Genomic DNA, 14090 nt, shown 5'->3' on the forward strand with positions numbered 1-14090 from the left:
GAGGCGGCGGCGCTCGGCGGGCTGCCCGCGCTGCGGCTGGACGCGGCCACCGTGCTGCCGGTGCTGCCCTCCGATCCGCAGACCGGCACCGCCCACGCGGCTGCCGGCCTGGGCCGCCGCTACCCGACGCCCCAGCAGCGCGCCGCCCGGCTCGGTCCGCCCCCGCAGCCCGACCAGTCCGCACCGGGCCGCCGCCCACCCGGTCCGCTACCCTCCCAGCGCGAACCCGCCCCGCGCGAACCCGCCCAACGTGAACAACGCGAACAACGCGAACAGCACGATCAACGCGAGGCCGCACAGGCCACCCCCGCCGTCCGCCCCGCCGCCGTCCTGGGCGGACCGGTCGGCACCCCGCCCGTCCCGTTCCCCCACGGAGGAGGAGCCACCATCGAGCAGCAGGCCGCCGCCGTCGAGTCGTCCGCCCCCGGCGTCCCGCCGCGCCGCGCCGACCAGGCCCCGCCCGGCACCGTCCCCGCTCCCGCCCCCGCCCCCGCCGAGGGGCAGCCGAGCGGCCGGCTGAGCCCGTTCCTCACCAACGGGCAGGCCGGCGAGCAGCTGGCCCTGCTGAACGAGGTCGGCGGCAAGGTCGGCACCACCCTGGACCTCGGCTTCACCGCCCGAGAGCTGTGCCAGGTGCTGGTCCCCCGGGTCGCGGACTTCGCCTGCGTGGACCTCGTGGACGGACTGATCTCGGACTCCGAACTGCCGGTCGCCCGTCCCGACGACGACACGATGCTGCGCCGGGTCGCCCTGGTCTTCAACCAGACCGGCGGTGCCTGGGACCACGTGCTCGCCGAGGGCTCGCTGGTCTGCATGCCGCGCCGGACCCCGCCCGGGATGGCCCTGCAGCTCAACCAGCCGGTGCTGGTCCCGGTGGTCAGCGCGGACGTCGCGGTCGACTACGCGATCGCCCTCGGCGGCGCCCGGCTGGCCCCGGTGGTCTCCGGCCGCTCGATGCTGGTGGTCCCGCTGTCCGCCCGGGGAACCGTGCTGGGCATCCTCAAGCTGCTCCGGCTGCCGGACCGCGCCCCCTTCGACGAGAGCGACGCCGCCACCCTCAAGGAGCTGGCGGTACGGGCCGCGCTGTCGCTGGACAACGCCCGGCTGCACCGCGCCGAGGCGCGGGTCGCCACCACCCTGCAGCGCTCGATGATCCCGACCCGCCCGCCGCAGATCCCCGGCGTGCAGATCGCCCACCGCTACCTGCCGGGCGATCCGAAGGCCGAGGTCGGCGGCGACTGGTTCGACGCGATCCAGCTGCCCGGCAGCCGGGTCGCCCTGGTGGTCGGCGACGTGATGGGCCACGGCATCCACTCGGCCGCCGCGATGGGCCGCTTCCGCACGGCGATGCAGACCCTCGCCGCCCTCGACCTGCCGCCCGGCCAGCTGCTGCGGCACCTGGACAACCTGGCCCAGAAGCTCGGCGACGACCACCTGGCGACCTGCCTCTACGCGGTCTACGACCCGATCAACCGGACCTGCGAGCTGGCCAGCGCAGGGCACGTCCCGCCCGTCCTGGTGCACCCGGACGGCACCGGCGAGCTGCTGGAGATCCCGGCCGGCGCGCCGATCGGCGTCGGCGGGGTGCCGTTCGTCGCCAAGACCATCGACGTCTCGGACGGCTCGATGCTGGTGCTGTGCACCGACGGGCTGGTCGAGGTCCGGGGCGGGGACATAGGAGCCGGCCTGGCGGCGCTGTGCGGCAACCTGATCGACCCGCAGCAGAGCCCCGAGCAGGCCTGCGACGAGGTGCTGCGCCGGCTGCACTCGGACGACCGCAAGGACGACGTCGCCCTGCTGGTGGCCCGCTTCGACGGGGTCGCCCCGTCCGAGGTGGCCACCTGGGACCTCACCGTGGACCACCGCGAGGTCCGCCGGGCCCGTTCGCTGGTCCGCGAGCAGCTGGCCGCCTGGCACCTGGAGGCGCTCAGCGACACCACCGAGCTGCTGGTCAGCGAGCTGGTCACGAACGCCGTCCGGGTCGCCCGGGACCGGGTGCAGCTCCAGCTGATCCGGGTGGACAAGCTGCTGGTCGAGGTCAGCGACGACAACCACAACCTGCCCTCGCTGGAGCCGGCCGAGCAGCTCGGCGAGACCGGCCGCGGCCTCACCCTGGTCACCAAGCTCGCCGAACACTGGGGCACCGCCCGCAAGGCGGTGGGCAAGGTCGTCTGGTTCGAGCTGCCCCTCCCGCACGCATGACAGCCGCGTACGGGCAACGCCCCGTACGCGGCCGACACGCCAGATGGAGCGTCCCTCAGGGGATGACGGCCCCCGCCGGACGGCGCCGGGCCTCCTTCGCGACCTCCAGGGAGGCGACCGTGGCCACCGAGGTGGCGGCGCCGACCCCGGCCAGCACCCGCGGCCAGAAGTCCCCGAACACCTCGACCGAGACGGCGATCAGCAGCGCGGTGATCACCGCGACCACGTGCTCCAGGCCGGCCAGGTTCGGCAGCACGACGGCCTCGCCGACCATCAGCACCACCACCAGGGTGGCGGTGAACCAGGCCCGGGTGCGGAACGCGATGCAGATCGCCAGCGCGACCACCGCGGCCGACGGCCCGGTGTCCCGCACGTAGGCGACCCACTTCGGGAAGCCGAACAGGTGGCCCGGCCCGATCGCCACCCCGACCCGGGCGAACAGCGTGCCCGCCAGGGTGCACGCGTAGGCGACCACCAGGGTCATCCGCCGGCCGAGCACGACCTCGGCGATCGCGAAGACCACGAACACCTGGGCCAGCGCCCCCCAGACCGGCAGGTCCAGCGCCGGCACGTACAGCGACAGCGGGGTCCGCAGCAGCGAGAGGTCGAGCGGCAACGAGGCCCGCACCACCCCGATGTGGTTGACGAAGCGCTCGCCGCCCGGCAGGTGCTGGACGATGCTGAACAGCAGGATCAGAAACGTCGCCATCGTGGCCAGCGGGAATGCGGCGAACCTCTTCCGCGCCACCGCGCCCCGGACCGTCAGGTACAACGTTCCCCACTCGGCGACAGCGGCCTTTCCGGCTGATGCCAGCGGCCCCTTTCGCACGCCCCCCGCGTGGGTCCTGTGAATCACAACTGTTTCTCCCGAATCCCCGAACTTGTCAGCTACTCCAACATTAGAAGCCCGTTAACAAATCCACATCGGCATGGATGGGGATTGAGGTCATCCTCAGGAGGGAGACGAATCCCCCCTCCGGACCCCCCTTACGACCGATGGCCCCAGGTCCCCCACGACCCTGGCCCTAGGTACACCCCCCGGCCGTCGGCCCCCCTCCGCCCCCCGACGGAGGGCTACCCCTTCCCGTCCCGCGCCGGCACCGGTACCCGGGGCGCCACCACGGCGGCGCCCGCGTGCCGACGACGGAACAGGGCGGGCAGGCTCGGCGCGACGATGAAACCCTCGGCGCGCGCGCTGGCGATGCCGATCCGCGGAATCTCGCTGCTCTTCTCGAACAGCAGGTAGCGCGGTTCCCAGATGGGCCGGTACTTGGCGTTCGCGCGGTACAGCGACTCGATCTGCCACCAGCGCGAGAAGAACCCGAGGACGGAACGCCACAGCCGCAGCACCGGTCCGGCGCCGAGCCGCGAGCCGCGCTCGAAGACCGAACGGAACATCGCGAAGTTCAGCGAGACCCGCTTCAGCCCCACCTCGTGGGCGCGCTGCAGCAGCTCGATCACCATGAACTCCATCAGGCCGTTCTCGGTGTCCCGCGCCCGGCGCATCAGGTCCAGCGAGAGCCCGTCCGGGCCCCACGGGACGAAGCTCAGCAGCGCCTTGAGCTCGCCCTCGCCGTCGCTGCACTCCAGCATCACGCAGCGGCCGTCGCCCGGGTCGCCGAGCCGGCCCAGCGCCATCGAGAAGCCGCGCTCGGTCGCCCCGTCGCGCCACTCGTCGGCCTTGGCCACCAGCTCGGCCATCTCCGCCTCGGAGATGTCCTCGTGTCGGCGGATCCGCACCGTGTACCCGGCCCGCTTGACCCGGTTGTACGCCTGTCGGACCACCCGCATCGCGCGGCCGTCCAGCGAGAACTCGTCCAGCTCGACGATCGCCTCGTCGCCCAGTTCCAGCGCGTCCAGGCCGTGCCGGGCGTAGATCACCCCGGCCTCCTCGGAGGCGCCCATCACGGCCGGCGCCCAGGCGTGCTCGCGGGCCTCGGACAGCCAGGCCTCGATCGCGCCCGGCCAGGCCTCCGGGTCCCCGATCGGGTCGCCCGAGGCCAGCGAGACCCCGCCGATCACCCGGTAGGTCACCGCCGACTTGCCGCTGGGGGAGAAGATCACCGCCTTGTCCCGGCGCAGCGCGAAGTACCCCAGCGAGTCCCGCTCGCCCTGCTTGTCCAGCAGGCCGCGCAGCTTCGCCTCGTCCTCGGGGGTGAGCAGCTCCTTGCCGCGCGGGCTGCGGAAGGCCACGTACAGCACCAGCAGGAACAGCACCGCGCCCATCGCGTTGATCGCGGCGTTGACCCAGGTCGGGGCGGCGATCACCGAGCGCAGGTGCTCGGTCGGGGTGACGGTGATCATCCGGCCGACCGAGTAGCGGAAGAGGTCCCACCAGCCGGCGCCGTTCAGCTCGTTGGTCAGCCAGACCAGCAGTGCACCGACCGCGCCGCCGAAGAACAGCCCGCCGACGAAGGTGGCCGCCGCGGTCTTCGGGTTGGAGCGGTCGCCCTTGGAGGTGAACTCCTTGCGCCCGATCAGCAGCGCCAGCACGAACAGGCAGGTCAGGACGGTGGAGACGTAGTTGAGCGGGTGCCTGTTGAAGTGCTCGCCGGGCACCACCATGACCGCCAGGTACAGCAGGGCGAAGACGCTGCCGAGAGCCGTGTTGAAGATCCAGGCGGCCCGCTTGCGCCGCCTCATCGCGACCGCGAGGAAGACCGACAGCACCGCGGCCGCCAGGCCGGAGGTCATCAGGTACGGGGTGAAGTACTCACCCTCGTTGTGCTCGGAGACCTGGTTGCGCCACGGCACCAGCAGCACCGTGGTCACGTTCAGCAGCGCCAGCAGCCTGAGGTACCAGACGGAGGCGACGGCGGCCCTCGGGCGCCAGCGGTCGAGCACGCCGACGGGCCGGGGCCCGGCGGACGTGGCGGACGGCTCCGACTTCACAGTGGACGACACAGCTCAATTCCAAACGATCAGATGGTGGGGCGCATCCGCAACGGCCCGGCGCCGGGCGCCCGCACGGGCCCGACGGACTGACCGACCGCCCATGCCCACCGACCGCCCGCATCGAGCGGCAGGTCGGAAAGGGCAGCCAACTCCATGGTTCCGCACCATTCCTGAGAATTACGTGAACCGGGTAGCGGATTCCCACCCCCGCCGAACGGCGGGGGTCCATATCCCCCATGCGTTCGGCGACCCGCCCCGCCTACCCCTACTCTCAGAGCGACCCCCGCGGACCGTCCGAACCCGGCCGCCCGAACCGAGGAGGCACCATCACCACCACCCGCGTGCTGATCGTCGACGACGAGATCCTGGTCCGCTCGGGCCTCGGCCTGATCGTCGGCTCCGCCCCCGACCTGGAGGTGGTCGGCGACTGCTCCGGCGGGCAGGCCGAGGAGCACGTCCAGCGCCTGCGCCCGCACGTGGTGCTGCTCGACATCCGGATGCCCGACCTCGACGGCATCTCGGTGCTGCGCCGCCTGCGCGCCCTGCCCGACCCGCCCGCCGTGGCGATGCTCACCACCTTCGACACCGACGAGTACATCGGCACCGCGCTGCGGGCCGGGGCGGCCGGCTTCCTGCTCAAGGACACCGCCCCCGAGCAGCTGGTGCACGCGGTCCGGGTGCTCGCCGCGGGCGGCAACATCCTCTCCCCGACCGTCACCAGCACCGTGATCGGCGGCTACGTGGACGGCGGCGGCCCGGACGCCGAGGCCACCGCGCTGGCCCGCACCCTGACCGTCCGGGAGCTCGACGTGCTCGCCCTGCTCGGCGAGGGCCTGTCCAACGCCGAGATCGCCGACCGGCTCTTCCTCGGCACCGGCACGGTCAAGGACCACATCAGCGCGATCCTCGGCAAGCTCGGCGCCGCCAACCGGGTGCAGGCCGCCGTGCTCGCCCACCGGGCCGGCCTGGTGCGACCCAAGCCCGGCGACGGGGCATGACGCCCGCCGACCAGCTGCCGTCCCGACGGCTGCCGGCCTGGTGCACCGCGCCCTGGCTGATGCTGCTGCTGCCCGTCCTGTACTCCCTGATGGACGCCGCGCTGGTGGCCCGGGACGCCACCTGGTGGCAGATGGCGCTCTCCACGCTGGCCGCGGTGGCGCTGTTCTGGCGCCGCCGCTTCCCGGTGACCGTGTTGCTGCTCACCATGCCCGGCACCTGGGTCGAGGCGATCTGGCTGGCCCCCATCACCGCCGTCTACACGGTGGCCACCGAGCGCCCCGGCGCGAGGGTGCTGTTCCCCTGCGCCACCCTGTTCACCCTGGTCTCCTTCTTCCACTGGCCGCTGCCGACCCCGGTCATCGACCTCAGTCGGAACACCGCCCTGGACGCCATCCAGGCCGTGATGCTGGCCGCCGGCCCGGCCGCCACCGGCCTGCTCTCCCGCACCCGGCGGGAGCTGGCCGCCCGGCTGGACGAGCTGACCCGGGGCCAGGAGCGGGAGAGCAGGCTGCTCGCCGAGCGGGTGCTGATCAGCGAGCGCGGCCGGCTGGCCCGGGAGATGCACGACGTGGTCTCGCACCAGGTCAGCCTGATCAGCATCCAGGCCGGGGCGCTCCAGGTGAGTACCGCCGACCCGGCCGCCGCCGGCGTCGCCCGCACCATCCGCGAGCTGTCCGTACGGACCCTGGACGAGCTGCGCCAGATGGTCGGGGTGCTGCGCGGCACCACCAACGGCCCGTTCCCGGCCGCCCCGCTCGCCCCCCAGCCCCGGCTGACCGACCTGCCCCGGCTGATCGAGCAGAGCGGCCTGGCCGCCGACACCGAGCTGAACCCCGGCGACCGCCCCTGGCCCGAGGCGGTCGAGCGGGCCGCCTACCGCACCGTCCAGGAGGCGCTGACCAACATCACCAAGTACGCGCCGGAGGCGGTGGTGCACGTGAGGGTCCGGGCTAAGGGACGCCGACTGCGGGTCGAGGTCCGCAACGAGGCGCCTCCGGTCCACCCGGCCGAGATCCTGCCGGGCGGCGGCCACGGACTGGTCGGCCTGCGCGAGCGGGCCCAGCTGCTGGGCGGCACCCTCACGGCCGGCCCCACCCAGGACGGCGGCTTCGAGGTCCGCGCCGAACTCCCCGCGAGCCGCTCCTGACCACCCGCGCCCGAGCCTCCGGGCCGGGCGCCCGAGCCGTCGCCCGTACGGAACGGACCGGCGCAGGGAACGAGAAAGCCCCGCAGATCCGAAGATCTGCGGGGCTTCGCTGTGCGCGAGGGGGGAGTTGAACCCCCACGCCCTTTCGGGCACTGGAACCTGAATCCAGCGCGTCTGCCTATTCCGCCACCCGCGCATGGGTGTTGTCTTCTTTGCCGTCCGGTCCTCGGAACCGCCGGTACCATGTGGCCCTTCGCGTTTCCTCGGTCCGGCTCCCTTCCGGGCGGCCCTTCCGACGTGGAAAACAGTAGCACGACCTGGGGGGCGGCTCCGAATCCGTTCCCCGGGGAGACCAACCGCATCCCGAACGGGTGCACGACGAACGGGTGAGCGAACGGCACGGACGGCTCCGATGGACACACCTGGCGTGCCGGACCCTGGATGCGTCACCCTGTGTGTCCGAGCCCACCCCCCGGCACCACGCGGTCCGGGAACCGTACGGAAGGGCCCGGCGTGGATACGATCAGTACGGAAGTACCGCAAGTAGGCACGACCGGATCCCCGGAGGAACACTCCACCGGGGGGCCGGGACGGCAGGCAGGCGAACGAGCCCTGGAAGGGGGTGCCCCATGGGGATGCTGAAGAAGTTCGAGCAGCGGCTGGAGGGTCTCGTCAACGGCACCTTCGCCAAGGTGTTCAAGTCCGAGGTCCAACCCGTGGAGATCGCCGGCGCTCTGCAGCGCGAGTGCGACAACAACGCGAGCATCTGGAACCGCGACCGCACCGTCGTGCCGAACGACTTCATCGTCGAGCTCAGCCCGCACGACCACGAGCGGCTCAGCCCCTACTCGGGACAGCTCGGCGCCGAGCTCGCCGGGATGGTCCGCGAGTACGCCGAGGCCCAGCGCTACAGCTTCATGGGCCCGCTCCAGGTGAACCTGGAGAAGGCCGACGACCTGGACACCGGCCTGTACCGGGTGCGCAGCCGCACCCTGGCCTCCGAGGAGCCCCAGCAGTACTCCCCGCCGCAGGCCCCGCAGCAGCAGTCCGGCTACGACCGCCAGCCGGCCGCCCCGGCCCCCGGCGCACCGTGGCAGCAGGGCGGCGCCGGGCAGTACAACGCGCCCCCGCCCCCGGCGATGCCCCCCGGCCCGCCGGCCGGCGGCAACGTCCGCAACTTCCCGGGCGCCGGCCACGGCGCCTCGGTCCGCCGCTGGATCGAGGTGAACGGCGCCCGCCACCAGATCACCGGCGCGGCCTGCGTCCTCGGCCGCTCGACCGAGGCGGACGTGCGGATCGACGACCCCGGGGTGTCCCGCAAGCACGCCGAGATCCGCCCCGGTACGCCTTCGATGGTCCTCGACCTGGGCTCGACCAACGGCATCGTGGTGGACGGACAGCACACCCAGCGCGCTACGCTCCGCGACGGCTCCCGAATCGTCGTGGGCTCCACCACCATCGTCTACCGGCAGGTCGAAGGGTAGTGTCCGAGTTGTTCGCGCGCCTCGCTCACCGACTGGCGGGACGGTCATGTCAGAACTGACCCTCACGGTCATGCGGCTGGGCTTCCTGGCCGTGCTGTGGCTGTTCGTCATCGTCGCGATCCAGGTGATCCGCAGCGACCTGTTCGGTACCAAGGTGAACCCCCGCACCTCCCGCCGTGGCGCCGCAACCGCGTCCGGCGGCGGCGCGGCCACCACCGCGGCAGCCGGACGTCCCGCGGCACCCGCCGCCCCCGCCGGCAGCGGGGGCCAGACCCAGGGCGGCGGCCGCCGTCGCGGCGCCCCGACCCAGCTCGTCGTGGTGCAGGGCTCGCTGGCCGGGACCACGGTCGCGCTGCAGGGCCAGACCATCACCCTGGGCCGCGCGCACGACTCCACCATCGTGCTGGACGACGACTACGCGTCCTCCCGGCATGCCAGGATCTATCCGGATCAGACTGGGCAGTGGACGGTCGAGGATCTAGGCTCCACCAACGGCACCTATCTGGACCGGCAGCGCCTGACCGCGCCCACCCCGCTCCAGCCGGGCATGCCGATCCGTATCGGCAGGACCGTCATCGAACTGCGGAAGTAGTAGCGCATGAGGGACAGCATCCCGTCCATGACCCAGAGGGGGGCACAGGTCGCATGACCCTGGTGCTGCGCTTCGCCGCCGGCTCCCACAAGGGACTGATCCGGGAGGGGAACGAGGACTCCGGCTACGCCGGGCCGCGGCTGCTGGCCGTGGCCGACGGCATGGGCGGCGCCGCGGCCGGCGAGGTCGCGTCCTCCGAGGTGCTCGGCTCGATCGTCCGCCTGGACGAGGACGTGCCGGGCGCCGACCTGCTGACCCTGCTGGGCGACGCCGTCCAGGGCGCCAACGACCGGCTCCGGCAGATGGTCGAGGAGGACCCGCAGCTGGAGGGCATGGGCTGCACCCTGACCGCCATGCTGTGGACCGGCCAGCGGATGGGCCTGGTGCACGTCGGCGACTCCCGCGCCTACCTGCTGCGCGACGGGTCGCTGGTGCAGATCACCCAGGACCACACCTGGGTGCAGCGCCTGGTCGACGAGGGCCGGATCACGCCCGAGGAGGCCGAGACCCACCCTCAGCGCTCGCTGCTGATGCGGGCCCTGGACGGCCGCGGCCAGGTCGAGCCCGACCTGTCGATCCGCGAGGTCCGGGCCGGCGACCGCTACCTGATCTGCTCCGACGGCCTCTCCGGCCCGGTCAGCCACCAGACCCTCCAGGACACCCTCGGCAGCTACTACTCGCCCGAGCAGACCGTGCAGGAGCTGATCCAGCTCGCCCTGCGCGGCGGCGGTCCGGACAACATCACCTGCATCGTGGCGGACGTCATCGACGTCGGCGCCACGGACACCATGAGCGGCCAGTTCAACGACGTCCCGGTGGTGGTCGGCGCGGTCGCCGACACCCCGCCGTCCTCGACCGCCGCCGACCACTCGATCGCGGACACCCCGGCGGGCCGTGCGGCCGGCCTGGGCCGCGGCCCGCAGGGCGCCTTCGGCCCGGCCGAGGGCTACCAGGACGGCTACGGCGCCGCCCAGGGCGGCTTCGGCCCGGCCGAGGGCTACGAGGGCGAGGAAGGCTACGGCTACCCCGCAGAGCCTTCGGTGTACGGCACCGACGAGTTCGACGAGGAGCAGCCCCCCAAGCGCAAGCGCCGGGGCCTGACCGTCCCGCTGGCCGTCCTGATCACGCTCGGCCTGCTCGGCGGCGCCGGCTACTTCGGCTACCAGTGGACCCAGGACCAGTACTACATCGGCGAGGACGGCGACCACGTCGCCATCTACCAGGGCATCAACCAGAACCTGGCCGGGCTGAGCCTCTCCTCGGTGCACGAGTCGCGCAGCGACGCCCCGCTGAAGTGGCTGCCGCAGGACCAGCGCACCCAGGTGAACCGGACCATCTCGGTCGGCAGCCTGAAGGACGCCGAGAAGACGGTCAGCGACCTCGCGGACTGGGCCAAGCTGTGCCAGAAGGCCGCCACCGCGCCCCCGCAGGGCACCCAGACCGCCCAGCCGGGCCAGCCGGCCCAGGCCACCAAGACCGACTTCGTGGCCGCCACGCCGGTCACCCCGGGCGAACGGGAGAAGCGCAACCCGCCCGCGGCCGCGCCCAGCACCTCGCCGACCGCGAGCGCCCCGGCCACGCCCGCTCCGACGCAGACCGCCACGCCCCCCGCGGCCGGCGCCCCGAGCGAGCAGGCCCAGCAGCCCCAGCAGGCGCCGCTGAGCGATGACGAGCGCACCCGGGCCGAATCCTGCCCGAAGCCGTGACGTCCGCGATCCGACACTGGTCCGCCCGGAGCGGGTCCGCCGGCCGGCAGGGAGCGGTCACCACGTGAGCAGCTACGACCTGAGCGGTGACACCGGCCGCGCCGGCGGCCGACGCCGGGCGGCGGCCGGGCGCGTCGTGCCGAGGCGCCGGGGCAACACCACCATCTCGCCCCAGGGCGCCCCGAACCGGCGCAACACCGAGCTGGCCCTGCTGGTCTTCGCGGTCCTGCTGCCGATCCTGGCGTACGCCAACGTGGGCCTGGCGATGGACTCCCGGCTGCCGGCCGGCATGCTCGGCTACGGCCTGGGCATGGGCGCGCTGGCGCTGGTCGCGCACCTGCTGGTGCGACGCTTCGCGCCGTACGCGGACCCGCTGATGCTGCCGATCGCCACCCTGCTGAACGGGCTGGGCGTGGTGATGATCTGGCGGCTGGACAAGGCCGGCCACCTGCTCAGCGGCAACTTCCCGGCGGCCCGCAACCAGCTGATGTGGTCGGCCCTCGGGATCACGCTGTTCATCGGCGTCATGGTCTTCCTGAAGGACCACCGGGTGCTCCAGCGCTACACCTACATCTCGATGGTGGTGGCGCTGGTGCTGCTCGCCGCGCCGGCCTTCTTCCCAGCCCGGGCGGAGGACTTCGGCGCGAAGATCTGGATCCGGATGGGCAGCTTCTCCATCCAGCCCGGCGAGTTCGCCAAGATCGTCCTCACCGTGTTCTTCGCCGGCTACCTGATGGTCAAGCGCGACGCGCTGGCCCTGGCCAGCCGCCGCTTCATGGGGCTGTACCTGCCGCGCGGCCGCGACCTCGGCCCGATCGTGGTGATCTGGCTGCTCAGCCTGCTGATCCTGATCTTCGAGAACGACCTCGGCACGTCGTTCCTGTTCTTCGGCCTGTTCGTGGTGATGCTCTACGTCGCCACCGAGCGGACCAGCTGGATCCTGTTCGGCCTGCTGATGTCGGTCGGCGGCGCGGTCGCGGTCGCCACCACCACCAGCCACGTCAAGGTCCGCATCGACGCCTGGCTCGACCCGATGGCCGCCTTCTCCGCGAACCCGCCCAAGGGCTCCACCGAGCAGATCGGCCAGTCGCTGATGGCGCTCGGCTCCGGCGGGGTGACCGGCTCCGGCCTGGGCCAGGGCCGCTCCTGGCTGATCAACTTCGCCGCCAAGAGCGACTTCATCCTGGGCTCCTTCGGCGAGGAGCTCGGACTCACCGGCCTGATGGCGATCTTCCTGCTGTACGCCCTGCTGGTGCAGCGCGGCCTGCGCACCGCCGTCGCCGCCCGCGACCCCTTCGGCAAGCTGTTCGCCGTGGGCCTCGCCTCGGCGATGGCACTGCAGGTGTTCGTCGTGGCCGGCGGGGTCACCGGACTGATCCCGCTGACCGGTATGACCATGCCGTTCCTCGCGCAGGGCGGTTCGTCCGTGGTCGCCAACTGGGCGCTGGTCGCGATCCTGCTGAAGATCAGCGACAGCGCACGCCGTCCCGGGGTCGAACCGGCCCCGGCCACCGAGGGCCAGGGAGGACCCGCCCGATGAACAAGCCGATCCGACGGGTCTCGATCTTCTGCCTCGTGCTGATCCTGGCCCTGATGGTGCGCACCAACTGGGTGCAGGGCGTCCAGGCCGACGCCTGGGCCTCCAACAAGAACAACAAGCGCCAGCTGTACGACCGCTACGCCCACCCGCGCGGCAACATCATCGTCAGCGGCCAGCCGGTGACGAACTCCGACTTCGTGAACGGGCTGCGCTACAAGTACAAGCGCTCCTGGATCAACGGTCCGATGTACGCCCCGGTCACCGGCTACTCCTCGCAGGCCTACGGCTCCAACGGGCTGGAGAACCTGGAGGACGGCATCCTCTCCGGCACCGACGACCGGCTGTTCTTCCGCAACACCCTGGACATGCTGACCGGCGAGCAGCAGCGCGGCGGCGACGTCGTCACGACCATCAACGCCAAGGTCCAGAAGGCCGCCTTCGACGCGATGGGCGACAAGAAGGGCGCGGTGGTCGCGCTCGACCCGAAGACCGGCGCGATCCTGGCCCTGGTCTCCACTCCGTCCTACGACCCGGGCACCATCGCGGGCAACGACGACGGCGACGCCTGGAAGGCCCTCAACTCCGACCCCAACAAGCCGATGGACAACCGGGCGCTGAAGTACACCTATCCGCCCGGCTCGACGTTCAAGCTGGTCACCGCGACCGCCGCGTTCGAGAACGGCATGTTCCAGAGCATCGACGACACCACCTCGACACCCGAGCCGTACATCCTGCCCGGCACCCAGACCCCGCTGAAGAACGAGAGCCCGAACGAGCGCTGCGAGAACGCCACCGTGAAGTCCGGGCTGGACCAGTCCTGCAACACGGTCTTCGCCAAGATCGGTGCGGACCTGGGCAAGGACAAGATGCGCGCGCAGGCCGAGAAGTTCGGCTTCAACAGCACCATCGACACCCCGGTCCGGGCCGAGAAGAGCGTCTTCCCGAACAGCGCCAGCCTGGACGGCACCGCCCAGGACTCGATCGGCCAGCACGACACCCGCGCCACCCCGCTGCAGGTCGCCATGGTCTCCGCCGCGATCGCCAACAACGGCAGCCTGATGCAGCCGTACCTGGTCGACCAGGAGCGCTCGGCCTCGCTGACCACCATCTCCAAGCACACCGAGAAGCAGTTCTCCCAGGCGATGAGCCCGGCCACCGCGCAGAAGATGCAGGACCTGATGGTCTCGGTGGTCCAGGACGGCACCGGCAAGAACGCCCAGATCCCGGGCGTCCAGGTCGGCGGCAAGACCGGCACCGCGCAGCACGGCGAGAACAACTCCGCACTCCCGTACGCCTGGTTCACCTCCTGGGCCAAGACCCCGGACGGCCAGTCGGTCGCGGTCGCGGTCGTGGTCGAGGACGGCTCGGACAACCGCGACGGCATCAGCGGCGGCCGGCTGGCCGCCCCGATCGCCAAGGCGGTGATGCAGGCCGCGCTCGGCAAGTAGGGCACCGCCCCCAGGGCCGAGGGTGAGGTGAATGTCACGATCGCCACCCGCGCCCGGATACCGGTCTGATATCGGCC

Annotated in this window: 10 protein-coding genes and 1 tRNA gene; 8 read left to right on the forward strand and 3 right to left on the reverse strand. The window is 72.2% G+C overall.

The features are described 5' to 3' along the window. Positions 1-2202 (forward strand): ATP-binding SpoIIE family protein phosphatase (locus HS99_RS09820; protein ID WP_063737825.1); only part of this gene is annotated, 2202 nt, incomplete at its 5' end. A 55-nt stretch (positions 2203-2257) separates the two neighbouring features. Here the strand turns inward: HS99_RS09820 and HS99_RS44735 are convergent. Beyond that, positions 2258-2911, reverse strand: coding sequence for a hypothetical protein (locus tag HS99_RS44735; protein WP_157846547.1), 654 nt, complete (start codon positions 2909-2911; stop codon positions 2258-2260). Between the two features lie 365 nt (positions 2912-3276). Beyond that, the gene (locus HS99_RS09830) at positions 3277-5106 is read right to left on the reverse strand and encodes a phosphatidylglycerol lysyltransferase domain-containing protein (RefSeq protein ID WP_078656174.1); all 1830 of its coding nucleotides are present in this window, start codon (positions 5104-5106) and stop codon (positions 3277-3279) included. A gap of 317 nt (positions 5107-5423) precedes the next feature. On the opposite strand from HS99_RS09830, the gene HS99_RS09835 reads away from it, so the two are divergent. Both HS99_RS09835 and HS99_RS09840 read left to right on the forward strand, forming a co-directional pair. After that, positions 5424-6095, forward strand: a complete 672-nt coding sequence (locus HS99_RS09835) for a response regulator (protein WP_030278225.1) — start codon at positions 5424-5426, stop codon at positions 6093-6095. Then, complete coding sequence (locus HS99_RS09840; protein WP_030278226.1) at positions 6092-7243, forward strand: sensor histidine kinase; 1152 nt, start codon at positions 6092-6094, stop codon at positions 7241-7243. Before HS99_RS09835 ends, HS99_RS09840 begins: the two co-directional genes overlap by 4 nt. 112 nt (positions 7244-7355) lie before the next feature. On the opposite strand, the gene HS99_RS09845 is transcribed toward HS99_RS09840, so the two are convergent. Next, positions 7356-7439, reverse strand: a tRNA-Leu gene (locus HS99_RS09845). A gap of 433 nt (positions 7440-7872) precedes the next feature. Between HS99_RS09845 and HS99_RS09850 the strand changes: the two genes are divergently transcribed. The 5 genes from HS99_RS09850 to HS99_RS09870 all read left to right on the forward strand — a co-directional run bounded on the left by HS99_RS09850 (position 7873) and on the right by HS99_RS09870 (position 14013). Further along, positions 7873-8727, forward strand: a complete 855-nt coding sequence (locus tag HS99_RS09850) for an FHA domain-containing protein (protein ID WP_030552137.1) — start codon at positions 7873-7875, stop codon at positions 8725-8727. Between the two features lie 46 nt (positions 8728-8773). Further along, positions 8774-9319 carry an FHA domain-containing protein FhaB/FipA gene (locus HS99_RS09855; protein ID WP_030278228.1) on the forward strand — a complete coding sequence of 182 codons (546 nt, stop codon included), beginning with the start codon at positions 8774-8776 and terminating at the stop codon, positions 9317-9319. A 53-nt stretch (positions 9320-9372) separates the two neighbouring features. Next, positions 9373-11025: a PP2C family protein-serine/threonine phosphatase gene (locus HS99_RS09860; protein ID WP_030552135.1), complete on the forward strand. Its 1653-nt coding sequence runs from the start codon at positions 9373-9375 to the stop codon at positions 11023-11025. Between the two features lie 136 nt (positions 11026-11161). Next, on the forward strand, positions 11162-12565 hold the full coding sequence (locus tag HS99_RS09865) for an FtsW/RodA/SpoVE family cell cycle protein (RefSeq protein ID WP_030278230.1): 1404 nt from the start codon (positions 11162-11164) through the stop codon (positions 12563-12565). Continuing rightward, positions 12562-14013, forward strand: coding sequence for a peptidoglycan D,D-transpeptidase FtsI family protein (locus tag HS99_RS09870; protein WP_030278231.1), 1452 nt, complete (start codon positions 12562-12564; stop codon positions 14011-14013). The genes HS99_RS09865 and HS99_RS09870 overlap by 4 nt, the downstream gene beginning before the upstream one ends. The last annotated feature ends 77 nt before the right edge of the window (positions 14014-14090 follow it).

The sequence above is a fragment of the Kitasatospora aureofaciens genome (genome assembly GCF_001188955.3).
In the GTDB taxonomy this organism is placed as follows: domain Bacteria; phylum Actinomycetota; class Actinomycetes; order Streptomycetales; family Streptomycetaceae; genus Kitasatospora; species Kitasatospora aureofaciens.

What these genes read in the sequence shown, in the direction of transcription:
- HS99_RS09850 (WP_030552137.1), top strand. Translation starts at nt 7,873, where the DNA reads ATGGGGATGCTGAAGAAGTTCGAGCAGCGGCTGGAGGGTCTCGTCAAC.
- HS99_RS09870 (WP_030278231.1), top strand. Translation starts at nt 12,562, where the DNA reads ATGAACAAGCCGATCCGACGGGTCTCGATCTTCTGCCTCGTGCTGATC.
- HS99_RS09840 (WP_030278226.1), top strand. Translation starts at nt 6,092, where the DNA reads ATGACGCCCGCCGACCAGCTGCCGTCCCGACGGCTGCCGGCCTGGTGC.
- HS99_RS09855 (WP_030278228.1), top strand. Translation starts at nt 8,774, where the DNA reads ATGTCAGAACTGACCCTCACGGTCATGCGGCTGGGCTTCCTGGCCGTG.
- HS99_RS09860 (WP_030552135.1), top strand. Translation starts at nt 9,373, where the DNA reads ATGACCCTGGTGCTGCGCTTCGCCGCCGGCTCCCACAAGGGACTGATC.
- HS99_RS44735 (WP_157846547.1), bottom strand. Translation starts at nt 2,911, where the DNA reads ATGGCGACGTTTCTGATCCTGCTGTTCAGCATCGTCCAGCACCTGCCG.